At 62.7% G+C, this 23,427-nt stretch carries 21 protein-coding genes; 16 read left to right on the top strand and 5 right to left on the bottom strand.

Features of this window, described 5'->3' with window-relative positions:
- Positions 1 to 65 precede the first annotated feature (65 nt).
- Both clpA and clpS read right to left on the bottom strand, forming a co-directional pair.
- Positions 66 to 2,336, bottom strand: coding sequence for an ATP-dependent Clp protease ATP-binding subunit ClpA (gene clpA, locus Q9451_RS12270; RefSeq protein ID WP_012273216.1), 2,271 nt, complete (start codon positions 2,334 to 2,336; stop codon positions 66 to 68).
- 30 nt (positions 2,337 to 2,366) lie between these two features.
- Complete coding sequence (gene clpS, locus Q9451_RS12265) at positions 2,367 to 2,729, bottom strand: ATP-dependent Clp protease adapter ClpS (RefSeq protein ID WP_003251220.1); 363 nt, start codon at positions 2,727 to 2,729, stop codon at positions 2,367 to 2,369.
- Between the two features lie 230 nt (positions 2,730 to 2,959).
- Between clpS and cspD the strand changes: the two genes are divergently transcribed.
- Positions 2,960 to 3,214, top strand: coding sequence for a cold shock domain-containing protein CspD (gene cspD / locus Q9451_RS12260; RefSeq protein ID WP_012273217.1), 255 nt, complete (start codon positions 2,960 to 2,962; stop codon positions 3,212 to 3,214).
- 71 nt (positions 3,215 to 3,285) lie between these two features.
- On the opposite strand, the gene icd is transcribed toward cspD, so the two are convergent.
- Positions 3,286 to 4,542 carry an NADP-dependent isocitrate dehydrogenase gene (icd, locus tag Q9451_RS12255; RefSeq protein ID WP_012273218.1) on the bottom strand — a complete coding sequence of 419 codons (1,257 nt, stop codon included), beginning with the start codon at positions 4,540 to 4,542 and terminating at the stop codon, positions 3,286 to 3,288.
- Between the two features lie 414 nt (positions 4,543 to 4,956).
- Between icd and Q9451_RS12250 the strand changes: the two genes are divergently transcribed.
- The 11 genes from Q9451_RS12250 to Q9451_RS12200 all read left to right on the top strand — a co-directional run bounded on the left by Q9451_RS12250 (position 4,957) and on the right by Q9451_RS12200 (position 18,206).
- The gene (locus Q9451_RS12250) at positions 4,957 to 7,182 is read left to right on the top strand and encodes an NADP-dependent isocitrate dehydrogenase (RefSeq protein ID WP_012273219.1); all 2,226 of its coding nucleotides are present in this window, start codon (positions 4,957 to 4,959) and stop codon (positions 7,180 to 7,182) included.
- A 221-nt stretch (positions 7,183 to 7,403) separates the two neighbouring features.
- Positions 7,404 to 7,844, top strand: a complete 441-nt coding sequence (locus Q9451_RS12245) for an NUDIX hydrolase (RefSeq protein ID WP_012273220.1) — start codon at positions 7,404 to 7,406, stop codon at positions 7,842 to 7,844.
- A gap of 59 nt (positions 7,845 to 7,903) precedes the next feature.
- Entirely contained in the window at positions 7,904 to 9,028 is a 1,125-nt protein-coding gene (gene mnmA, locus Q9451_RS12240) for a tRNA 2-thiouridine(34) synthase MnmA (protein WP_012273221.1), read from the top strand.
- Positions 9,025 to 9,651: a high frequency lysogenization protein HflD gene (gene hflD, locus Q9451_RS12235; RefSeq protein ID WP_012273222.1), complete on the top strand. Its 627-nt coding sequence runs from the start codon at positions 9,025 to 9,027 to the stop codon at positions 9,649 to 9,651. Before mnmA ends, hflD begins: the two co-directional genes overlap by 4 nt.
- A 189-nt stretch (positions 9,652 to 9,840) precedes the next feature.
- Positions 9,841 to 11,211 (top strand): adenylosuccinate lyase, encoded by a 1,371-nt coding sequence (purB, locus tag Q9451_RS12230; protein ID WP_041166755.1) that lies wholly within the window; start codon positions 9,841 to 9,843, stop codon positions 11,209 to 11,211.
- 81 nt (positions 11,212 to 11,292) lie between these two features.
- Entirely contained in the window at positions 11,293 to 12,459 is a 1,167-nt protein-coding gene (locus Q9451_RS12225; RefSeq protein WP_012273224.1) for a cupin domain-containing protein, read from the top strand.
- Positions 12,452 to 12,880: a GNAT family N-acetyltransferase gene (locus Q9451_RS12220; protein WP_012273225.1), complete on the top strand. Its 429-nt coding sequence runs from the start codon at positions 12,452 to 12,454 to the stop codon at positions 12,878 to 12,880. Before Q9451_RS12225 ends, Q9451_RS12220 begins: the two co-directional genes overlap by 8 nt.
- A gap of 168 nt (positions 12,881 to 13,048) precedes the next feature.
- Entirely contained in the window at positions 13,049 to 15,007 is a 1,959-nt protein-coding gene (locus tag Q9451_RS12215) for a DNA topoisomerase III (RefSeq protein ID WP_012273226.1), read from the top strand.
- Positions 15,008 to 15,084: 77 nt separating this feature from the next.
- Entirely contained in the window at positions 15,085 to 16,374 is a 1,290-nt protein-coding gene (locus tag Q9451_RS12210; RefSeq protein WP_071984557.1) for an FAD-binding oxidoreductase, read from the top strand.
- 81 nt (positions 16,375 to 16,455) lie between these two features.
- Entirely contained in the window at positions 16,456 to 17,286 is an 831-nt protein-coding gene (locus Q9451_RS12205) for an alpha/beta hydrolase (RefSeq protein WP_012273228.1), read from the top strand.
- 140 nt (positions 17,287 to 17,426) lie between these two features.
- Positions 17,427 to 18,206, top strand: coding sequence for a TSUP family transporter (locus Q9451_RS12200; protein WP_012273229.1), 780 nt, complete (start codon positions 17,427 to 17,429; stop codon positions 18,204 to 18,206).
- Here Q9451_RS12200 and nudC read toward each other — a convergent pair.
- Positions 18,174 to 19,004: an NAD(+) diphosphatase gene (nudC, locus tag Q9451_RS12195; protein ID WP_012273230.1), complete on the bottom strand. Its 831-nt coding sequence runs from the start codon at positions 19,002 to 19,004 to the stop codon at positions 18,174 to 18,176. The two genes, Q9451_RS12200 and nudC, sit on opposite strands and share 33 nt — an antisense overlap.
- A gap of 37 nt (positions 19,005 to 19,041) precedes the next feature.
- Positions 19,042 to 19,854: a crotonase/enoyl-CoA hydratase family protein gene (locus Q9451_RS12190; protein WP_012273231.1), complete on the bottom strand. Its 813-nt coding sequence runs from the start codon at positions 19,852 to 19,854 to the stop codon at positions 19,042 to 19,044.
- A gap of 150 nt (positions 19,855 to 20,004) precedes the next feature.
- On the opposite strand from Q9451_RS12190, the gene nhaB reads away from it, so the two are divergent.
- The 4 genes from nhaB (at position 20,005) to Q9451_RS12170 (ending at position 23,410) form a co-directional block, all read left to right on the top strand.
- The gene (gene nhaB, locus Q9451_RS12185) at positions 20,005 to 21,507 is read left to right on the top strand and encodes a sodium/proton antiporter NhaB (protein ID WP_012273232.1); all 1,503 of its coding nucleotides are present in this window, start codon (positions 20,005 to 20,007) and stop codon (positions 21,505 to 21,507) included.
- A gap of 130 nt (positions 21,508 to 21,637) precedes the next feature.
- Positions 21,638 to 22,255 (top strand): dihydrofolate reductase family protein, encoded by a 618-nt coding sequence (locus tag Q9451_RS12180; RefSeq protein ID WP_012273233.1) that lies wholly within the window; start codon positions 21,638 to 21,640, stop codon positions 22,253 to 22,255.
- Between the two features lie 78 nt (positions 22,256 to 22,333).
- Entirely contained in the window at positions 22,334 to 22,879 is a 546-nt protein-coding gene (locus Q9451_RS12175) for a lipocalin family protein (protein ID WP_012273234.1), read from the top strand.
- Positions 22,880 to 22,963: 84 nt separating this feature from the next.
- The gene (locus Q9451_RS12170; protein ID WP_171577258.1) at positions 22,964 to 23,410 is read left to right on the top strand and encodes an NUDIX hydrolase; all 447 of its coding nucleotides are present in this window, start codon (positions 22,964 to 22,966) and stop codon (positions 23,408 to 23,410) included.
- Positions 23,411 to 23,427 lie beyond the last annotated feature (17 nt).

Genomic DNA, 23,427 nt, shown 5'->3' with positions numbered 1-23,427 from the left:
CGGCCATGTGCCGGGCTTTTTTGTGCCTGCCAGATTACAAGGGGGCTGCTTTGCAGCCCCCTGCATCACGCGACCTCAGCCGTGGTCTCGAAGTCGAACACCAGTTCGCCATCGCGCAGGTCGACGTGCACCACGCCGCCATGCTCGGCCAGCTCGCCAAACAAGATCTCCTCGGCCAGCGGCCGCTTGATCTTGTCCTGGATCAGCCGCGCCATCGGCCGCGCACCCATCTGCGCGTCGTACCCCGAAACCGCCAGCCAGCCGCGCGCATCATCGCTGACTTCCAGCAGCACACGCTTGTCTTCCAGCTGCGCCTGCAGTTCGATAAGGAACTTGTCGACGATGCTTTTGATCGTCTCTGTGCTCAGGCGGCCAAACTGGATGATGGTATCCAGGCGGTTGCGGAACTCTGGCGTGAAGCTCTTGCGGATCACTTCCATGGCATCGGACGCGTGGTCCTGATGAGTGAAGCCGATCGACGCCCGCGCCGCGGTTTCGGCACCGGCGTTGGTGGTCATGATCAGGATCACGTTACGGAAGTCGGCTTTGCGCCCGTTGTTGTCGGTCAGGGTACCGTGGTCCATCACCTGCAACAGCAGGTTGAAGACTTCCGGGTGAGCCTTCTCGATTTCGTCGAGCAGCAACACGCAGTGCGGTTGTTTGGTAATCGCCTCGGTCAGCAAACCACCCTGGTCGAAACCAACATAACCAGGCGGCGCACCGATGAGGCGCGACACGGTGTGGCGCTCCATGTACTCGGACATGTCGAAGCGCACCAGTTCCACGCCCAGCGCCTTGGCCAGCTGCCGCGCCGCTTCGGTCTTGCCGACACCAGTGGGGCCAGCGAACAGGAACGAACCAACCGGTTTGTCTGGCGACTTGAGGCCGGCACGAGACAGCTTGATCGCGGTAGACAGCGAGTCGATTGCCTGGTCCTGGCCGAACACGGTCAGTTTCAGGTCGCGCTCAAGGTTACGCAGCAGCTCCTTGTCGGAACTGCTGACATGCTTCGGCGGAATCCGCGCGATCTTGGCGACGATATCCTCGACTTGCGGCACATCGATGCGCTTGACGCGGTTGGCCTCCGGTTGCAGACGCTGGTAGGCGCCGGCTTCGTCGATTACGTCGATGGCCTTGTCCGGCATGTGCCGGTCATTGATGTAGCGCGAGGCCAGTTCAGCGGCGGCGCGCAGGGCTTCGTCACTGTACTCGATGTTGTGGTGGCTTTCGAAACGCCCCTTCAGGCCGCGCAGAATGCCCACGGTGTCTTCGACCGATGGCTCGCTGACGTCCACCTTCTGGAAGCGCCGTGCCAGCGCACGGTCCTTCTCGAAGATGCCGCGAAACTCCTGGAAGGTGGTCGAGCCGATACAACGGATTTCACCCGACGACAGCAGCGGCTTGAGCAGGTTGGAGGCATCCATCACCCCACCCGACGCTGCACCGGCACCGATGATGGTGTGGATTTCGTCGATGAACAGGATGGCCTGCGGGCGCTTGCGCAGCTCACCGAGCAGCGCCTTGAAACGCTTCTCGAAGTCGCCACGGTATTTGGTACCGGCCAGCAGCGCGCCCAGGTCGAGGGAATACACCACGCTCTGCGCCAGCAGATCGGGCACCTGGCCGTCGACGATGCGCTTGGCCAGGCCTTCGGCGATGGCCGTCTTGCCCACGCCTGCCTCACCCACCAGCAGCGGGTTGTTCTTGCGCCGACGGGCAAGGATTTGCGCCACCCGCTCCACTTCCTGCTCGCGGCCGACCAGTGGGTCGATGCGGCCGGCACGCGCCAGCTCGTTCAGGTTGCTGGCATAGGCGTCCAGTGGGTTGCTCGAAGAGGAGGTTTCACCGCCCTCTTCGTCCTGCATTTCCTGGTCGCTTTCAGACTGCGAACCATGCCCTGGCACCTTGGAGATACCATGGGCGATGTAGTTGACCACGTCGATACGGGCCACGCTCTGCTGCTTGAGCAGAAACACGGCCTGGCTTTCCTGTTCGCTGAAGATCGCCACCAGCACATTGGCGCCAGTCACTTCGCGCTTGCCGGAGCTTTGCACGTGGAACACGGCACGCTGCAGCACACGCTGGAAGCCCAGGGTCGGCTGGGTTTCCCGGTCTTCGTCGTTGACAGGAATCAGCGGCGTTGTGGAGTCGATGAACTCTTGCAGGTCATGCTTGAGTTTGTCGAGATTGGCGCCACAGGCGCGCAGAACGGTCGCAGCAGCCTCATTGTCAAGGAGTGCCAGCAGCAGATGTTCGACAGTCATGAACTCATGACGCTTCGAACGGGCCTCCTTGAAGGCCAGATTGAGGGTGACTTCGAGCTCGCGGTTTAACATAGCTTCACCTCATACCCAAGTGGTCGGCGATTAACCGTCCTTCTCGATTTCACAGAGTAGCGGATGCTGGCTTTCCCTGGCGTATTGGTTGACCTGCATAGCCTTTGTTTCGGCGATGTCACGGGTAAACAATCCGCACACTGCCCGCCCTTCTGTATGGACGGTCAGCATGATCTTGGTCGCCAGCTCGCGGTTCAGACTGAAGAACGTCTCGAGCACTTCGACGACGAAATCCATTGGCGTGTAGTCATCGTTGAACAAAACCACCTTGTACATCGGTGGCGCCTGCAGGATCGGCTTGGCTTCCTGAACTGCAAGACCCGAGCCGTCGTCCTCATTCGATTGCGGGCGATCCTGATTGAATGTTAGTCGAATCTCACTAGGTGCATGCATGGAAAGAATTTCATCATGAGCGTCAGGTTAAGGTTGTGGGTTGACCGCACAGGCCACCGCCAGCGCAGGCGCCGCGTGACCTTGACTATCGGCAAAACGGTGTTACAACCAATAAGAACCCACCGTGGTCGATAAAGATCCGCGCAGTCAACCAGATTTTTCGCAAGGTTCGTATGCGGATGACGTGGATGATACTCCAGTGATGGAGTCCTTTGCAGAGGGACATAGGGATGGCAAGCGGTAAAGTCAAGTGGTTCAACAATGCCAAGGGCTATGGATTCATCAATGAGGACGGCGGAACCGAAGATCTGTTCGCACACTATTCGGCGATCCAGATGGACGGTTACAAGACGCTGAAAGCCGGACAAGCTGTGACGTTCAACATCATCCAGGGCCCGAAAGGCCTGCATGCGGTTGAAATCAAGGGCATCAACGTCAGCGCTTCAACGGGAGTACCGAACTCGCCCACGACCGCTAATGCGTGAACCCTGCTTTACTGCCGGTATACGAAAAAACCGGCCGCTTCTTTACAGGAAGCGGCCGGTTTTGTATTGCCTTACATGTGCTTGATCATTTCATCGCCAAAACCTGAGCTGCTCACCAGCCGGGCCCCCTCCATCAGCCGCTCGAAATCGTAGGTCACGGTCTTGGCCGCAATCGCGCCGTTGGTGCCCTTGATGATCAGGTCGGCGGCCTCGGTCCAGCCCATGTGGCGCAGCATCATTTCTGCCGAGAGTATCACCGAGCCCGGGTTGACCTTGTCCTGCCCGGCATACTTGGGCGCGGTGCCGTGGGTGGCCTCGAACATGGCCACGGTGTCGGACAGGTTGGCGCCCGGCGCAATGCCGATACCGCCCACCTCCGCCGCCAGGGCGTCGGACAGGTAGTCACCGTTGAGGTTGAGCGTGGCAATCACGTCGTACTCGGCCGGACGCAGCAAAATCTGCTGCAGCATGGCGTCGGCAATGGCGTCCTTGACGATGACCTCGCGGCCACTCTTGGGGCTCTTGAACTTCATCCACGGGCCGCCATCGAGCAGTTCGGCGCCGAACTCCTCCCGCGCCACCTCGTAGCCCCAGTCCTTGAAGGCCCCTTCGGTGAACTTCATGATGTTGCCCTTGTGCACCAGGGTCAGCGACTCGCGGTCATTGTCCACCACGTATTGCAGGGCCTTGCGCACCAGGCGCTTGGTGCCCTCGCGGGATACCGGCTTGACGCCGATGCCGCAGTCCTGGTCGAAACGGATCTTGGTGACGCCCATTTCCTCTTTAAGGAACTTGATCACCTTGTTCGCCTCGGGCGAGCCGGCCTTCCACTCGATGCCCGCGTAAATGTCCTCGGAGTTCTCGCGGAAGATCACCATGTCGACGTCGCCCGGCTTTTTCACCGGGCTCGGCACACCCTGGAACCACAGCACCGGGCGCAGGCACACGTACAGGTCGAGCTGCTGGCGCAGCGCCACGTTGAGCGAGCGGATGCCGCCACCGACCGGGGTGGTAAGCGGGCCCTTGATCGACACCACGTAATCTCGCACGGCATCGAGGGTTTCCTGCGGCAGCCAGGTGTCCTGGTCGTATACCTGGGTGGCTTTTTCGCCGGCGTACACCTCCATCCAGGCAATCTTGCGCTTGCCGCCATAGGCCTTCTGCACGGCGGCGTCGACCACCTTGATCATCACGGGCGAGACATCGATGCCGATCCCGTCGCCCTCGATGTACGGAATGATCGGATTGTCAGGCACGTTGAGCGAATGGTCTGCATTGACGGTGATCTTGGCGCCGTCGGTCGGAACCTTGATTTTCTGGTATCCCATGCTTGCACTACTCCGCTGTCGGGTGTGGTTTGGACATCATGCGATGCAATGAGCCTAAACCACATCTGCCGACCTGCAAGGCATGCGACAACCCGCCACATTGCCGCTTAGTCTTTGGTCTTATAAATGGGCCGATATCACTTGGCCTTGCTGATTAGCCCGAATGGTTTGGTATACTCCGCCGCGACCGAAGGGTCATCGGGGCGAATCCCAGGAAAATGCGGACCGCCCTAGGCCATGAATGGCCACTAAGCCTGGGTTGTTACCGCAGCCCAGCACTTGACGCTCGACTGATGCATCCACCATCACCGCTCGCAGCCTCTCGACTTTCCGCTCATGGCGCTGCCAGGGCGATGCGCCTACCCTGCGCACCACGAGACTCGAGCACGCTCAGCACACAGAGAGTTAACCCGCATGCCCACCCGTTCCAAGATCATCTATACCTTCACCGACGAAGCCCCCGCCCTCGCCACCTACTCGCTGCTGCCGATCGTCGAAGCTTTCACAGCTTGCGCTGACATCGCCGTCGAAACTCGCGACATCTCCCTGGCTGGCCGTATCCTTGCCGCCTTCCCGGAGCAACTGGGCGCAGAGAAGCGAGTAGGCGATCACCTGGCGGAACTGGGCCAGCTGGCTACCACCCCTGAAGCCAACATCATCAAGCTGCCGAACATCAGCGCCTCGGTACCGCAGCTCAAAGCCGCGATCAAGGAACTGCAAGGCAAGGGCTTCAACATCCCTGACTACGCCGACGAGCCGGCCACCGCGGACGAGAAAGAGTCCCGCGCCCGCTACGACCGCATCAAGGGTTCCGCCGTGAACCCGGTGCTGCGCGAAGGCAACTCCGACCGCCGCGCGCCGCTGTCGGTCAAGAACTACGCCCGCAAGCACCCGCACAAGATGGGCGCTTGGGCCGCCGACTCCAAGTCGCACGTTGCCCACATGACCCAAGGCGATTTCTACGGCAGCGAGAAGGCCGCACTGATCGAAGGTGACGACAGCCTGCGCATCGAGCTGGTCGGCAACGATGGCAGCACCACCGTGCTGAAAGAAAAGACCGCCGTCAAAGCCGCCGAAATCATCGACTGCGCCACCATGAGCCGCAAGGCCCTGAAAGCCTTCATCGCCGAGCAGATCGCCGATGCCAAGGCTTCTGGCGTGCTGCTGTCGGTTCACCTGAAAGCCACCATGATGAAGGTCTCCGACCCAATCATGTTCGGCGTCATCGTCGAAGAGTTCTACAACGACGTGCTGGCCAAGCACGCCGCAGCACTGGCCGAAGTGGGCTTCAACGCCAACAACGGTATCGGTGACCTGTACGCCCGCATCAAGGACCTGCCAGCTGACAAGCAGGCCGAGATCGAAGCCGACATCCAGGCCCTGTACGCCGACCGCCCAGCCCTGGCCATGGTCAACTCCGACAAAGGCATCACCAACCTGCACGTGCCGAGCGACGTTATCGTCGACGCCTCGATGCCAGCCATGATCCGTGACTCGGGCAAGATGTGGAACACCGCTGGCGAACTGCAAGACGCCAAGGCCGTGATCCCGGACCGCTGCTACGCCGGCATCTACCAGGCCACCATCGAAGACTGCAAGAAACACGGCGCCTTCGACCCGACCACCATGGGCAGCGTGCCGAACGTTGGCCTGATGGCGCAAAAGGCCGAAGAGTACGGCTCCCACGACAAGACCTTCCAGATCAAGGCCGACGGCGTCGTGCGCGTGGTCGATGGCAAGGGCAACGTCGTGCTGGAACAGAACGTCGAAGCCGGTGACATCTTCCGCATGTGCCAGACCAAAGACGCTCCGATCCAGGATTGGGTCAAGCTGGCCGTCAACCGCGCCCGCCTGAGCGACACCCCGGCGGTGTTCTGGCTGGACCCGGCTCGCGCCCACGACGGTGTGATGATCGAGAAGGTACAGAAGTACCTGAAAGATCACGACACCACTGGCCTGGACATCCGCGTACTGGCTCCGGTCGACGCCATCAAGTTCTCCCTGGCCCGCATCCGCGAAGGCAAGGACACCATCTCGGTGACCGGCAACGTGCTGCGCGACTACCTGACCGACCTGTTCCCGATCATGGAACTGGGCACCAGCGCCAAGATGCTGTCGATCGTGCCGCTGATGAACGGCGGTGGCCTGTTCGAAACCGGCGCCGGCGGTTCGGCGCCCAAGCACGTACAGCAGCTGGTTGAAGAGAACTTCCTGCGTTGGGACTCGCTGGGTGAATTCCTGGCCCTGGCCGCTTCCCTGGAGCACCTGGGCAACACCTACGACAACCCGCGCGCCAAGGTTCTGGCCAACACCCTGGACCAGGCTACCGGCAAGTTCCTCGACACCAACAAGTCGCCGTCGCGCAAGGTCGGTGGTATCGACAACCGCGGCAGCCACTTCTACCTGACTCTGTACTGGGCTGAAGCCCTGGCCGCTCAGGCTGACGACGCTGCCCTGCAGGCACGCTTCGCACCGCTGGCAAAAACCCTGGCCGAGAACGAAGCGACCATCGTCGCCGAGCTCAATGCCGTTCAGGGCAAGCCAGCCGACATCGGTGGTTACTACGCCCCGGATGCCGAGCTGACCGCCAAGGTGATGCGCCCAAGCCAGACCCTGAACAGCGCCATTGCCGCCCTGTAAGGTTCGCTTGAAGTAACAGCAAAAACCCCGGCCACGCACCGGGGTTTTTGCTTTCTTAAAGTGCGTACATGGCTCCCTGTAGGAGCGGCCTTGTGTCGCGAAAGGGCTGCGAAGCGGCCCCAGGTTTTCGGCTTCGCAGCGGATATCGTCGGGGCCGCTTTGCGGCCCATCGCGACACAAGGCCGCTCCTACAGGACCCGCGCCAACCCTAGGAAATACTCATGTCCTGGCAACCCCACATCACCGTCGCTACCATCGTCGAACACGAAGGCAAGTTCCTTTTCGTCGAGGAGTTCAAAGCCAACCAGCACGTCTTCAACCAACCCGCCGGCCACCTCGAACCCTTTGAGACCCTGCCCCAGGCCGCCCTGCGCGAAACCCTGGAAGAAACTGCCTGGGAAGTCGAGCTCACCGGCGTTGTCGGCATCTACCTGTACACCGCCCCCAGCAACGGCGTGACCTACCAGCGCATCTGCTTCGCCGCCCGCCCTGTGCGCCACCACGAAGACCTCGCCCTGGACAGTGACATCGTCCGCGCCGTATGGCTGACCCGCGACGAGCTGCTGGCCGACCCCGCCCGCTGGCGCAGCGAGCTGGTGCCGCGCTGCCTCGACGACTATTTGAACGGCCCGCTGCATAGCCTTGAGCTGCTGCGCGACTGACGCGGCGCCACGGGTTTGATAGAATCGGCGTTTTTCCCCCTTGATCTACACCGGTACCCATGACCAGCCCAGCACTCAAAGACCCCGCCAAGACCCGCGTCATCGTCGGCATGTCCGGCGGCGTGGACTCTTCCGTCTCCGCCCTTCTGCTCATCGAGCAGGGCTACCAGGTGGAAGGGCTGTTCATGAAGAACTGGGAAGAAGACGACGGCACCGAATACTGCACCGCCCGTGAAGACCTGGCCGACGCCCAGGCCGTGTGCGACCGCATCGGTATCAAGCTGCACACCGCCAACTTCGCCGCCGAATACTGGGACAACGTGTTCGAGCACTTCCTTGAAGAATACAAGGCCGGCCGCACGCCCAATCCGGACATCCTCTGCAACCGCGAAATCAAGTTCAAGGCGTTTCTCGACTACGCCCTGTCGCTGGGTGCCGACCTGATCGCCACCGGCCACTACGTGCGCCGCCGCGACACTGGCGACCTCACCGAACTGCTCAAGGGCCTGGACCCGAACAAGGACCAGAGCTACTTCCTGCACGCCGTTGGCGGCAAGGAAATTGCCCGCACCCTATTCCCGGTCGGCGAGCTGGAAAAACCCGAAGTGCGCGCCATCGCCGAAAAACACGGCCTGGCCACCGCCAAGAAAAAGGACTCCACCGGCATCTGCTTCATTGGCGAGCGTCGTTTCAGCGATTTCCTCAAGCAGTACCTGCCAGCTCAGCCGGGTGACATCGAAACCACCGAAGGTGAAGTGATCGGCCGCCACCACGGCCTGATGTACCACACCATCGGCCAGCGGCAGGGCCTGGGCATTGGCGGCCTGAAGGATGCCGGTGACGAGCCGTGGTACGTGTTGCACAAGGACCTGACCCGCAATGTGCTGGTGGTTGGCCAAGGCAACGAACACCCATGGCTGTTCTCCCGCGCCCTGCTGGCTTCGGAAATTTTCTGGGTGAACCCGATCGACCTCAGCAGCCCGCGCCAGCTCACCGCCAAGGTGCGTTACCGCCAAAGCGACCAGCAGTGCACCCTCGAACTGACCGAAACCGGCTACCGCGCCGTGTTCGACGAGCCACAGCGCGCCGTCACCCCAGGCCAGTCGGTGGTGTTCTACGACGGTGAAGTGTGCCTGGGCGGTGGTGTAATCGAAGCCGCCGAGCCGTGGAGCCCGCGCGCATGAGCAACCTGCAGGAGCAATTGATTGCCCTGGGCGGCGTATTTCAGGCCGCTGTGCTGGTCGACCGCATTGCCCGCACCGGCCAGGCCAGCGAGGCCAATATCGGCTGCATGCTGGGCAGCCTGCTGGTACGTGACCCCAAGGACACCCTGGAGGTGTTCGGCGGCGACGACCTGAACCTGCGCGACGGCTACCGCGCGCTGGTCGGCGCCCTGGAGCGTGACCCCAGCAGCCTGCAGCGCGAGCCACTGCGCTACGCCCTGTCGATGCTGGGCCTGGAGCGCCAACTGAACAAACGTGGCGACCTGCTTGACACCATCGGCAATCGCCTGCCGCAAATCCAGTCGCAGGCCGAGCATTTCGGCCTGGTTCACGAAAACGTCATCGCTTCCAGCGGAGCCTTGTACCAGGACACGCTTAGCACCTTGCGCCAGCGCATCCAGGTGCACGGCGACATGCGTTTCCTGCAGCAGGCCAGCAACGCGTCGAAGATTCGCGCCCTGCTGCTGGCCGGCATCCGTGCCGCGCGCCTGTGGCGCCAGCTGGGTGGACACCGCTGGCAGTTGGTGTTCAGCCGTCGCAAGTTGCTGAACGAACTGTACGATATGATGCGCACACCGTCCTGAAGAAAAACGCCGGGCTTGTAGGAGCGGCCTTGCGTCGCGAAAGGGCTGCGCAGCAGCCCCAGAATCGCCGCCCCAGCATAGGTTGCCGGGGCCGCTGCGCGACCCTTTCGCGACGCAAGGCCGCTCCTACAGGCATTTTTCATGTATGATATGCGCCCTTCCAAAAGCCTGACTGTCCGAGAACACCCCATGCAGCTTTCTTCGCTCACTGCGGTTTCCCCTGTAGACGGCCGTTATGCCGGCAAAACCCAGGCCTTGCGCCCCATCTTCAGCGAATTCGGCCTGATCCGTTTCCGCGCCCTGGTCGAAGTGCGCTGGCTGCAGCGCCTGGCCGCCCACCCGCAGATCGGCGAAGTGCCGGCGTTCTCCGCCGAAGCCACCGCCCTGCTGGACAACCTGGCCAGCGATTTCAAGCTGGAACACGCCGAGCGCGTGAAGGAAATCGAGCGCACCACCAACCACGACGTCAAGGCGATCGAATACCTCCTCAAGGAGCAGGCCGCCAAGCTGCCTGAGCTGGCCAAAGTCAGCGAATTCATCCACTTCGCCTGCACCAGCGAGGACATCAACAACCTGTCCCACGCCCTGATGCTGCGCGCCGGCCGTGACGACGTGCTGCTGCCGCTGATGCGCCAGATCGCCGACGCCATCCGCGCCCTGGCCCACGCCCACGCCGATGTGCCGATGCTGTCGCGCACCCACGGCCAGCCGGCTTCGCCGACCACCCTGGGCAAAGAGCTGGCCAACGTCGTGTACCGCCTGGAGCGCCAGATCGCCCAGGTTGCCGCCGTGCCGCTGCTGGGCAAGATCAACGGCGCCGTGGGCAACTACAACGCCCACCTGTCCGCCTACTCGCAAATCGACTGGGAAGAAAACGCCCGCGCCTTCATCGAAGACGAGCTGGGCCTGCAGTTCAACCCGTACACCACCCAGATCGAGCCGCACGACTACATCGCCGAGTTGTTCGACGCCATTGCCCGCTTCAACACCATCCTGATCGACTTCGACCGTGACGTGTGGGGCTACATCTCGCTGGGCTACTTCAAGCAGAAGACCGTTGCCGGCGAAATCGGCTCGTCGACCATGCCGCACAAGGTCAACCCGATCGACTTCGAAAACTCCGAAGGCAACCTGGGTATCGCCAACGCGCTGTTCCAGCACCTGGCCAGCAAGCTGCCGATCTCGCGCTGGCAGCGTGACCTGACCGACTCCACCGTGCTGCGCAACCTGGGCGTGGGCTTTGCCCACAGCGTCATCGCCTATGAAGCCAGCCTGAAGGGCATCGGCAAGCTGGAAGTCAACGAAGCCCGCATCGCCGCCGACCTGGACGCCTGCTGGGAAGTGTTGGCCGAGCCGATCCAGACCGTGATGCGCCGCTTCAACATCGAAAACCCCTACGAGAAGCTCAAAGAGCTGACCCGTGGCAAGGGCATCACCCCTGAAGCGCTGCTGACCTTCATCGACGGCCTGGACATGCCAGCCGACGCCAAGGCCGAGCTCAAGCTGCTGACCCCCGCTACCTACATCGGTAATGCGGCAGCCCAGGCCAAACGCATCTAAGCTGACCGTCGCGTACAACGCCCGGCCTGGCCGGGCGTTTTTATTCCCGGACGAAAATTACGTTTTTTCAATAGGTTGAACATGAATCCTGATACTCCACTGCAGCTGCTCGGCGGCATCTCGGCCCGCGAATTCATGCGCGACTACTGGCAGAAGAAGCCGCTGCTGGTGCGCCAGGCCTTCCCGGACTTCATCAGCCCCATCGACCCCGACGAACTGGCCGGCCTGGCCCTTGAAGACGAAGTCGAGTCGCGCATCGTGCTGGAGCACGGCGCCCACCCATGGGAACTGCGTCGCGGCCCGTTCAACGAAGACACCTTCGCCGAGCTGCCGGAAAAGGACTGGACCCTGCTGGTACAGGCCGTGGACCAGTTCGTCCCGGAAGTGGCCGAGCTACTGGAAAACTTCCGCTTCCTGCCCAGCTGGCGCATTGATGACGTGATGATCAGCTTCGCCGCCCCCGGTGGCAGCGTCGGCCCGCACTTCGACAACTACGACGTGTTCCTGCTGCAGGGCCACGGCCAGCGCAACTGGAAGATCGGCCAGATGTGCAGCAGCGACAGCCCGCTGCTGGAGCACGCCGACCTGCGTATCCTGGCCGAGTTCGAGCAGAGCGAAGAGTGGACCCTGGAACCCGGCGACATGCTCTACCTGCCACCGCGCCTGGCCCACTACGGCGTGGCCGTGGACGACTGCCTGACCTACTCGGTAGGCTTCCGCGCACCTAGCGCCGCCGAAGTGCTGACCCACTTCACCGACTTCCTGGGCCAGTTCCTGCCCGACGAAGAGCGCTACAGCGACGCTGACGCCCAGCCAGCCAGCGACCCGCACCAGATCCAGCACGACGCGCTCGACCGCCTCAAGGCGCTGCTCGACAAGCACATGGGCGACAAGGACCTGTTGCTGACCTGGTTCGGCCAATTCATGACCGAGCCGCGCTACCCGGAGCAGATCGTCGGCGAAGAGCTGAGCGAGGAAGAGCTGATCGACGCCCTTGAACAAGGCGCCATCCTGATCCGCAACCCGAGCGCACGCCTGGCCTGGTCGGAATTCGAAGACGACCTGTTGCTGTTCGCCAGCGGCCGCAGCTGCCCACTGCCGGGCAAATTGCGCGAGCTGCTGAAGCTGGTATGCGCGGCCGACGCCCTGCACATCGACAACCTGGCAGACTGGCTGCAAGACGAAGATGGCCTTATGCTGGTACAGCAGTTGGTCAAACAGGGAAGTCTGGGATTCGCCAATGAATAAGATCAGCGTTCGCCTCGCCGACTGGCAGAAAGACAACGCCGACATTCGCCGTATCCGGGAAGCGGTGTTCATTGCCGAGCAGCACGTGCCACCAGAGCTGGAGTGGGACTCGGATGACCCGACCGCAGCGCACTTCCTGGCCCAGGAAGGCGACTACCCGATCGGTACTGCCCGCCTGCTGCCTGACGGCACCATTGGCCGGGTATCGGTGCTGAAGGACTGGCGCGGGCTGAAGGTGGGTGACGCGCTGATGAATGCGGTTATCGACGAAGCGCAGAACCGCGACCTGAAGCAGCAGATGCTCAGCGCCCAGGTACACGCCACACCGTTCTACGAGCGGTTGGGCTTTCGCGTAGTCAGCGAAGAGTTTCTCGAAGCCGGCATTCCGCATGTGGACATGGTGCGCGACTCGCGCGTCTGATTCATGACGTGTACCGGCCTCTTCGCGGGCAAGCCTGCGAAGAGGCCGGTACACGTCATGTATATCCTTGCTGACAAAAAACCTGTACATCCATCCAGATAAAACTTGCCTCCGCGCCCCTGCTTGCGCATCCTAGGGCCTATCAGCCCCGATAAAGCGTCCCCGGCCATGCGCCTGTTCCTCTGCGAAAAACCCTCCCAGGCAAAAGACATCGCCAAAGTGCTCGGCGCCAACCGCAAAGGCGACGGCTGCTGGCAAGGCACCGACGTCTGCGTCACCTGGTGCATCGGCCACCTGCTGGAAACCGCCCCGCCCGACAGCTATGACGAACGCTACAAGCGCTGGAACCTGGCCGACCTGCCGATCATTCCCGACAAGTGGAAGATGCTGGTCAAGCCCAAGACTGCCAGCCAGTTCAAGGCGGTCAAGCGCCTGCTCGGCGAAGCACGGGAGCTGGTGATCGCCACCGACGCCGACCGCGAAGGCGAAATGATCGCCCGCGAGCTGGTCGAGCATTGCCGCTACCGTGGCCCGGTGCAGCGCCTGTGGCTGTCGGCGCTGGATGACGCCTCCATCCGCAAGGCCTTGGCGCGCCTGCTGCCGGGCCATGAAACGTTCAACCTGTACCATTCGGCGCTAGGTCGCTCGCGCGCCGACTGGCTGATCGGCATGAACATGAGCCGGCTGTTCACCCTGCTGGGCCGCCAATCCGGCTACCAGGGCGTGCTGCCGGTGGGCCGGGTACAAACACCTACCTTGCGCCTGGTGGTCGACCGCGACCGCAGCATCGCCGATTTCGTGCCGGTGCCGTTCTGGGCCATCGAGGTGCAACTGGAACACGCCGCTCAGCGCTTCAATGCCCAATGGCGCGCCCCCGAAGACGCCTGCGACGACCAGGGTCGCTGCCTGAAGCAGGACCTGGCACAACAGGCCGCCACCGACATCGGCAATGCCGCCACTGCCCGGGCCGTCAAGGTAGCCACCGAGCGCGTGCGCGAAGCCGCGCCGCTGCCCTTCGACCTCGGCACCCTGCAGGAGCTGTGCTCGAAAAAATTCGGCCTGGGCGCCCAGGAAACCCTCGACATTGCCCAGGCCCTGTACGAAACCCACAAACTGATCACCTACCCGCGCAGCGATTGCGGCTACTTGCCGCAAAGCCAGCATGCCGAGGCACCCGCGATCCTCGCTGCACTGCAGCGAGCCGATGCCAGCCTCACGCCGCTGCAACCCTACCTCGAACCGCAACGCCGCTCACGGGCCTGGAACGACGCCAAGGTCAGCGCCCACCACGGCATAATCCCCACTGCCGCCGCCAGTGACCCGTCGCGCCTGCCGGCCAAGCACAAGGCGGTGTATACCCTGATCCGCGCCCGTTACCTGGCGCAGTTCCTGCCCAACCATGAGTACGATCGTACCCAGGCCGACTTCGACTGCGCTGGCCATGCCCTGCGCGCGGTGGGCAAGCAAATTGTCGAACCGGGTTGGCGCCGTGCCCTGCCCGAAGCGCTGACGCCAGCCAAGGGTCGCGAAGCCCCACCGGCCCAGGTGCTGCCAGCGCTGTGCGAAGGCCAGGACTGCACAGTGCATGGCCTGCAGCTGAAAGACCTGTGGACCCAGCCGCCCAAGCCGTTCACCGAAGGCGACCTGATCAAGGCGATGAAGAACGTGGCCAAGCTGGTGGACGATCCACGACTGAAACAGAAGCTCAAGGAAACCACCGGCATCGGCACCGAGGCCACCCGCGCCAGTATTATCCAGGGCCTGCTCGACCGTGGTTACCTGGTGAAGAACGGCAAGGCATTGGCGGCCACGCCAGCAGCCTTCAGCCTGATCGACGCCGTGCCGCGCGCCATTGCCGACCCAGGCACCACGGCAATCTGGGAGCAGGCGCTGGACATGGTGCAAAGCGGCGAGATGACCCTGGAAGAGTTCGTCGCCAGGCAATCAACGTGGATGGGCAAGCTGGTCGAGCGGTGCAGTGGCATGCGCATGACAATCAGCGGGCCGGCGGCCGGGGCGGCGCCTCCCTGGAAAAAGAAGCGTCGCGGTGGCGGAAAAAGCAAAGCGGCTGGAAGCAAGGCTACCGCCAGCAAGCCGCGGCAGCCTCGGAAAAAGGCTTCAACCTGACCGTCACATTGGCACCATGAAATTTACATGCTAAGTTTTCATGAAAATAACCACAATAAATTTCATGGAAGCCCGACATGTTCAAACAGTCCGCTCAGCACGTCGCCAGCTACTACGCCCAGACCTACCCCGCCAACATCCCATTACGCCCTACCCTGCAAGGCACCCACGACACCGACGTACTCATCATCGGCGCCGGCTTCAGCGGCCTGCACACTGCCCTGCGCCTGACTCAGGCCGGCAAGCGCGTCACATTGCTGGAAGCCAGCCGGGTTGCCTGGGCTGCCTCCGGGCGCAACGGGGGCCAGGCGCTGTTGGGTTGGTCGTGCGACATGCCGCCGCTGGAAAAAGCCCTGGGCATCGAACGTACCCAACGGTTGTGGGCCAGCATGTGCTGGGCCGCCGACGAAATGCGCGAACTGCCCCAGCGCCACGGCTTCGATATCGACTACCGGCTGGGCAGCCTGTGGACTGCTGTCATGCCGCGCCGAGTGAAAATACTTGAAGAAGCCCTGCACGAGGCCGAACACAAGTGGGGCTACGACGCCCTGCGCCTGATCGGCCGTGACGAGCTGCCGCAATGGGTCGACAGCCCGCGCTACCAGGCCGCGCTGTACGACGCCAAAGGTGCACACCTCAACCCGCTGAAACTGGCGCAAGGCCTGGCCAGCACCCTCGAGGCTGCTGGCGGGCGCATCTACGAGCAAAGCCAGGTGCTCAGTTACCAGCAGGCTGGCGACGGCTTTGTCGCCCGTACCGACCACGGCGAAGTACGCGCCCAGGTGTTGGTGCTGGCCTGCAACGCCTACATCGACCGCCTCGATCGTGGTCTGTCGAGGCGCCTGTTGCCCGTTGGCTCCTACCAGGTAGCTACCGCGCCGCTGGACGCCGACTTGGCCCGTTCGCTGCTGCCGCGCAACAGCTGCGTGATCGACAACCAGTTCGTGCCCGACTACTTCCGCCTCACCCCAGACCACCGGCTGCTGTTCGGCGGTGGCTGCACTTATCTGGGGGGCATTCCCAAGGACGTCGCCAGCGCCACCCGCCCCTACCTGGAGCGGGTGTTCCCGCAACTGGCCGGGGTAGCCATCGACTATGCCTGGGGCGGCCATATCGACTGCAGCATCCAGCGCACCCCGGACGTCGGCCGCGAAGGCCAGCGCTACTGGCTGCAGGGCTTCTCCGGCCACGGCGTGCTGCCGACCCTGGCTGCAGCACGGGCCGTGAGCGACGCCATCCTCGGTGACGACGACCTGCTGACGCTGTACCAAGGCATCGACAACGGCCGGTTCCCCGGCGGCGATCTGCTGGCAGCACCACTGGAAGCTGCCGCCAAGGCGTGGTACAGAATGCGCGATCGCGTCTGAAGACGGCCGGGCGCTTGCTACGCTGAAATCTCTCCTATTCTCAATAGCTCCCTTAGGTGCCTGCACACAGGAGACCCGACCGTGAGCTATGTGACCACGAAGGATGGCGTACAGATTTTCTACAAGGACTGGGGCCCGCGCGATGCCCCGGTCATCCACTTCCACCATGGCTGGCCGCTCAGTGCCGATGACTGGGACGCGCAAATGCTGTTCTTCCTCGCCCAAGGTTACCGCGTGGTCGCCCACGACCGGCGTGGCCATGGCCGCTCCAGCCAGGTATGGGACGGGCACGACATGGACCACTACGCCGACGATGTGGCCGCCGTGGTCGCCCACCTGGGCACTCAGGGCGCTGTGCATGTCGGCCACTCGACCGGGGGTGGCGAGGTGGTGCGTTACATAGCCCGACACCCGGAAGACAAGGTGGCCAAAGCCGTGCTGATCGCTGCCGTACCGCCACTGATGGTGCAAACGCCCGGCAACCCAGGCGGCCTGCCCAAGGCGGTGTTCGACGGTTTCCAGGCCCAGGTGGCCAGCAACCGGGCGCAATTCTACCGGGATGTTCCAGCCGGGCCGTTCTACGGCTACAACCGCCCCGGTGTCGAAGCCAGCGAAGGTATCATCGGCAACTGGTGGCGCCAGGGCATGATCGGTAGCGCCAAGGCCCATTACGACGGCATCGTGGCATTTTCCCAGACCGACTTCACGGAGGACCTGAAGGGTATCGAGCAGCCTGTGCTGGTGATGCATGGCGACGATGACCAGATCGTGCCGTATGAAAACGCCGGGGTGCTGTCGGCCAAGTTACTGCCCAATGGCACGCTGAAAATCTACAAGGGCTACCCGCATGGCATGCCGACTACCCATGCCGATGTGATCAACGCGGATTTACTGGCATATATCCGTAGTTGATGTAGTTGCGTCTACACCGGCCTCTTCGCGGGCTTACCCGCGAAGAGGCCGGCACTGGCAACACATTCACCCGAGGATTACCATGTCCCCCTTCTAGTGCGGCTCATTGCCGCCCCTTGCCTCTCTGCCTGTCAAAACCCATGCCCTTCGAACTCACCGTAGAACCCCTAACTCTGCTGATACTGGCTCTGGTCGCCTTCGTCGCTGGTTTCATCGATGCTATCGCCGGTGGCGGCGGCCTGCTCACCACCCCGGCCCTGCTCACCGCCGGCATGCCGCCGCACCTGGTACTGGGCACCAACAAGCTCAGCTCCACCTTCGGCTCGGCTACCGCCGGTTTCACCTACTACAAGCGCAAACTCTTCCACCCGGCGCAGTGGCGCCCTGCCTTGTTCGCCACCTTGATCGGGGCACTGCTCGGCGCGGTCATCGCCCACTACATGCCCGCCGAATGGCTGAACAAGATGCTGCCGGTCATCGTCTTCGCCTGTGGCATCTACCTGCTGTTCGGTGGCACGCCCAAGGCGCCGCTGGATGCCGATGCCCCCATCAAGAAGAAGTGGCAAGTGCCGCAAGGCTTCACCCTGGGCTTCTACGACGGCGTGGCCGGCCCGGGTACCGGGGCGTTCTGGACGGTCAGCACCCTGCTGCTGTACCCCATCGACCTGGTCCGCGCCAGCGGCGTGGCGCGCAGCATGAACTTCGTCAGCAACATCGCGGCGCTGACGGTGTTCATCATTTCCGGGCAGGTGGACTATATCGTCGGCCTGTGCATGGGCCTGTCGGTGATGGTCGGCGCCTTCTTCGGCGCACGCACGGCGATCAGTGGCGGCAGCAAATTCATCCGCCCTGTGTTCATCACCGTGGTATTGGCGTTGACCGTTCGCCTAGCGTGGCAGCACTGGTTCGGGCAGGCCTAAGCGGCGCGCCACGTAGAGGTCGATCAGATACCGGGCAATGGAGCGCCCGGCCGGCAGCGGCGGCAAGTCGTGGACGCTGAACCACTGGGCGTCCTCGATCTCGTCCGGTTGCATGACGATATCGCCACCAGCGTACTCAGCATGGAAGCCGAGCATCATCGAATGCGGGAACGGCCAGCATTGGCTGCCGACGTACTGAATATTCTGCACCTCAACCGCCACTTCTTCTCGCACTTCACGCACCAGGCAGTCCTCGGCCGATTCACCCGGCTCTGCAAAACCTGCCAAGGTGCTGTACACCCCGGTGACGAAGCGTGGCGAACGCGCCAGCAGGATTTCATCGCCACGGGTCACCAACACGATCATGCTCGGCGAGATGCGCGGGTAGCTGCGCAGGTCGCAGGGCTGGCAATACATTGCCCGCTCCCAGCGAATTTGCGTCATGGCCTGGCCGCAGCTGCCGCAGAAGCGGTGCTCGCGGGCCCAGGTGCCGATTTGCGCGGCGTAGCCCAGCACCTTGTAGGTGTCGAAGTCGCCTTCGAGCATGAAGGCGCGAAGGCCGCGCCAGCTGCAGCCGGGTACATCGGTGGCGCTGCGCAGTTCCAGCAGGAACACCGGCTGGCCGTCAAAATGGCCGATGCCGTGCTCGCACAGCACATCGAGGTCCTGGCGCTTGAGCCAGTCGCGGGGGAACAGCGCGCCGTTGGCGTCCACCAGAAACCCGTCCGGGCTGCGGGCCACGGCCAGCCCACCGGTGATTTGCGGGTCGAGTACTGCGGTAGTCCAGCGTGCTGACATGTCGGGGGGTTCCTTTACTGCGCGTCCCCCGGCCCGATCAGTCGGCGAACGTCGGTTTTTGTTTGCTCATGTGCGCCGCCACGGCCACGCGCAAGTCTTCGGATTGCAGCATCGCGGCGTTCCAGGTGGCGATGTAGTCCAGGCCATCGTCGATGCGATGGTCACGCATGTAGCTGAGCATTTCCTTGGTGCCGGCCACGGCGATTGGCGATTTTGCGGCAATTTCGCGGGCGATGGCAAAGACACCGTCCATCAGTGCGGCCTGATCATCATAAACCCGGTTGACCAGGCCTATGCGCAGCGCCTCGTCGGCCGCCACATTGCGCCCGGTGAAGGCCAGCTCACGCATCATGCCGTCGCCGATGATACGTGGCAAACGTTGCAGTGTACCGACATCGGCCGCCATGCCCATGTCGATTTCCTTGATCGAAAACTGCGCATCAACGCTGCAGTAACGCATGTCGCAGGCCGAGACAAGGTCGATAGCGCCGCCGATGCAATAGCCCTGCACGGCGGCCAGTACTGGCTTGCGGCACTTGTCCACGGCAGTGAACGAGGCCTGCAGGCGCTGGATGGTCTTGCGCAGGAAACGCGCATTGCGGCCCACGTCCTTGCCCATCTGCCCGGCCAGGGACGCCAGCATCATCAGGTCGATACCGGCAGAGAAGTGCTTGCCGGCACCGCTGACTACCACGGCGCGCACGGCATCGGTGTCGTCGATCCACTGGAAGATTTCGACGATCTCATCCCAGAAGGCCGCGTTCATCGCGTTGACCTTTTCCGGGCGGTTGATCTGAACGTGGGCGATGTTGTCGGTCAGTTCGACCTTGAATGCACTGTACTCGGTCACGGGCGGCACTCCTGCGGGTGAAAGGTTCATGGCCCGGATGTTAACCCAGCCCGATGACCGCACTTGTGCCAAAAGCGGGACTGCACGACTTGCCTAAGTCGTGCTGATACGGCACCGTGCGCCATCGCCGAATTATAAGGATACATATTCATGTCACGCTCCCTGACCGGCGCCCTCGCCCATGGCTTTCTGGGCCAGTCGCCGCTTTGGTACAAGGCGATTATCTGCCTGTTCCTGGTGCTCAACCCGCTGCTGCTGGTAACCGTAGGCCCGGTTGCGGCCGGCTGGGCACTGGTGCTCGAGTTCATCTTCACCTTGGGCATGGCGCTGAAGTGCTACCCGTTGATGCCCGGCGGCCTGTTGCTGGTCGAAGCCCTGCTGCTGCAAATGACCACACCACAGGCGTTGTACGAGGAACTGCAACACAACTTCCCGGTGATTCTGCTGCTCATGTTCATGGTGGCCGGCATTCACTTCATGAAGGAGCTGCTGCTGTTCCTGTTCTCGCGCATCCTGCTTGGGGTGCGCTCGAAGGCAATCCTGTCGCTGCTATTCTGCGTGCTGTCGGCGTTTCTTTCGGCGTTTCTCGATGCGCTGACCGTGACGGCGGTAATCATCAGCGCCGCCGTCGGCTTCTATGCGGTGTACCACCGCGTCGCGTCCGGGGCCAATCCGCGTGAAGACAGTGCACTGGACAGCGACCAGCAGGTCGCCCAGCTGCACCGCGAAGACCTCGACCAGTTCCGCGCCTTCCTGCGCAGCCTGCTGATGCATGGCGCGGTGGGCACCGCCCTGGGCGGGGTTTGCACGTTGGTGGGCGAGCCGCAGAACCTGCTGATCGGCCACGAAATGGGTTGGCACTTCGCCGATTTCTTCTTCAAGGTGGCCCCCGTGTCGCTGCCGGTGCTGGGTGCCGGCCTGCTGACCTGCGTGCTGCTGGAAAAGCTGCGCCTGTTCGGCTATGGCACGTTGATGCCCGAGCCGGTACGCCAGGTGCTGGCCGCCTATGCGGCCGAAGACGACGCCGCGCGCACTCAGGCGCAACGCATCGCACTGTGGGTGCAAGGGCTCGCTGCGCTGATCCTGATCATCTGCCTGGGGCTGCATGTGGCCGAGGTCGGCCTGATTGGCCTGATGGTGATCGTGCTGATCACGGCCTTTACCGGTATCACCGACGAACACCGCCTGGGCCGTGCCTTCCAGGACGCCATGCCGTTCACTTCGCTGCTGGTGGTGTTTTTCGCCGTGGTCGCAGTAATTCACCAGCAGCAACTGTTCAGCCCCTTGATCAGCTGGGTGCTGACTCTGCCGACCGAGCAGCAACCGGGCATGCTGTACCTGGCCAACGGTTTGCTGTCGGCGATAAGCGACAACGTGTTCGTCGCCACTATCTATATCACCGAAGTGAAACAGGCATTTCTCAATGGCGGCATGAGCCGCGAGCATTTCGAAACGCTGGCGGTGGCGATCAACACCGGCACCAACCTGCCCAGCGTGGCGACGCCTAACGGGCAGGCGGCGTTTCTGTTTCTGCTGACCTCGGCGATTGCGCCGTTGATCCGACTGTCGTATGGCCGGATGGTGTGGATGGCGTTGCCCTATACCGTAGTGATGGGTGGGCTGGGATGGTGGGCAGTGACCTACTGGCTGTGAGTTTGTAACGGCCCTTTCGCGGGTGAGCCCGTGAAAGGGGCCGGCACAGGTCAACCCTGTCGATTTTGCCTTTTGCCATTCGACTACCCATGAAGGCCGCCACCCCCAGGCTGCCAACCGGAGAGTCCCCATGCGCAAACTCATCGTAGCCGCCTTCATCAGCCTCGACGGCGTCATGCAAGCCCCCGGTGGCCCGCAAGAGGACACCAGCGGCGGTTTCAGTTACGGTGGCTGGATCGTGCCCTACGCCGAAGAAGTCTTCGGCCAGGCCATGCAGGCATTGTTCAGCCAGCCCTTCGAGTTGCTGCTCGGCCGGCGCACGTATGACATCTTTGCTGGCTACTGGCCAAAAATAAAAGACGACTCGCAAGACTTCTCCATCGCCAACCTGTTCAACAGCGTACCCAAGCACGTAGCCACCCACACCCCTGCTACCCTCGAGTGGCACAACAGCCACCCGCTTGGCGGGGACGTAGCCACAGCGGTAAGCGCACTTAAACAGCAAGACGGCGCCAACCTGCTGACCCAGGGCAGCGCCGACCTTGTGCAGCAACTGCTGGCGGCCGACCTGGTCGATGAACTGCAATTGTTGATCCACCCCTTGCTGCTAGGCCACGGTAAACGCCTGTTCGGCAATGATGCGGCAGCGGCGGCTTTCACCCTGCAGCACTGGGTGGTCTCACCCAAGGGCGTGGTCATCGCCCGCTACGTGCGCGCAGGTCAAGTGCAGACCGGCTCATTCGAATAAAGGTAAACGCGTACAACTTTTGCCCCGCGCCCGCATCGAAACACAGGTAAGCCCCCATCCGCCTCAAGGAGGTTCACCATGGCGCTACGTACCACGCTGCTGCTTTCCTGCATGACCCTGGCCCTGCTCGGCTGCGCTGGCAACGATCACCCGGCACCGCCGCGCACCCAGCAGGTGGACCTGCAACGCTATCAGGGCACCTGGTACGAACTGGCACGGCTGCCCATGTTTTTCCAGCGCAACTGCGTGCAGTCCGAGGCGCACTATGGCCTGCGTACCGATGGCCGCATCGACGTGACCAACCGCTGCAAGGAAAAGGACGGCCAATGGAATGAAGCCAAGGGCATCGCCGAGGCCCAGCAACCGGGCAGCACCGACAAGCTGTGGGTACGCTTCGACAACTGGTTCAGCCGCCTGGCACCGGGCCTGACCAAGGGCGAGTACTGGGTGCTGTACCACGACAAGGACTACCGCGTGGCGCTGGTCGGCCACCCCAACCGTGAGTACCTGTGGCTGCTTTCGCGCACGCCGGCGGTCACCGACCAACAGCGCGAGCAACTGTTGACGATCGCTCGCGAGCAAGGCTATGACACCAGCAAGCTCATCTGGCGCCAGGGCGACTAGCAGGCCGTCGACGGCAGGCGGCAATCGGGCTATGGTGTGCGCCATTTATCGCCTCGAAGGAACGAGCCCGTGACGCCCCAACCGCTGCCAACACCGCGCATCCGCTTTCTTGCCCTGTGTGTGTTCCACCATCAGGGCAAGATCCTCGTCAACGTGTTCGACGACCCGTCCAGTGGGCAGACCCTGTGCCGCCCGCTGGGTGGCGGTATCGAGTTCGGTGAGCTGGGCCGCGACGCCATCGCCCGGGAAATCACCGAGGAACTGGGCCAGCCGATCAGCGCGGTAAAACTGCTCGGCACCCTGGAAAGCCTGTTCACCTATGCCGACAAGCCAGGGCATGAGATCGTGCAGGTGTATGACGCGCGCTTCGATGATGCCAGCCTGTACCAGCAAGACTGGCTTGACGGCCAGGAGTCCGACAGCAGCCCGTTCCGTGCGCGCTGGTGCGACAGCGCCGACTTCGCACGCATTGGCCCGCTGGTGCCACAAGGGCTGCAGGCCCTGCTGCGCGACCTGTCGCTGTTGAGCTGAAAAAGGGAACCTGAACC

The organism is Pseudomonas sp. NY8896 (assembly GCF_039634505.1).
Note: the sequence above shows the minus strand (reverse complement) of the source record. Positions and strands in the feature narration are given on the sequence as shown.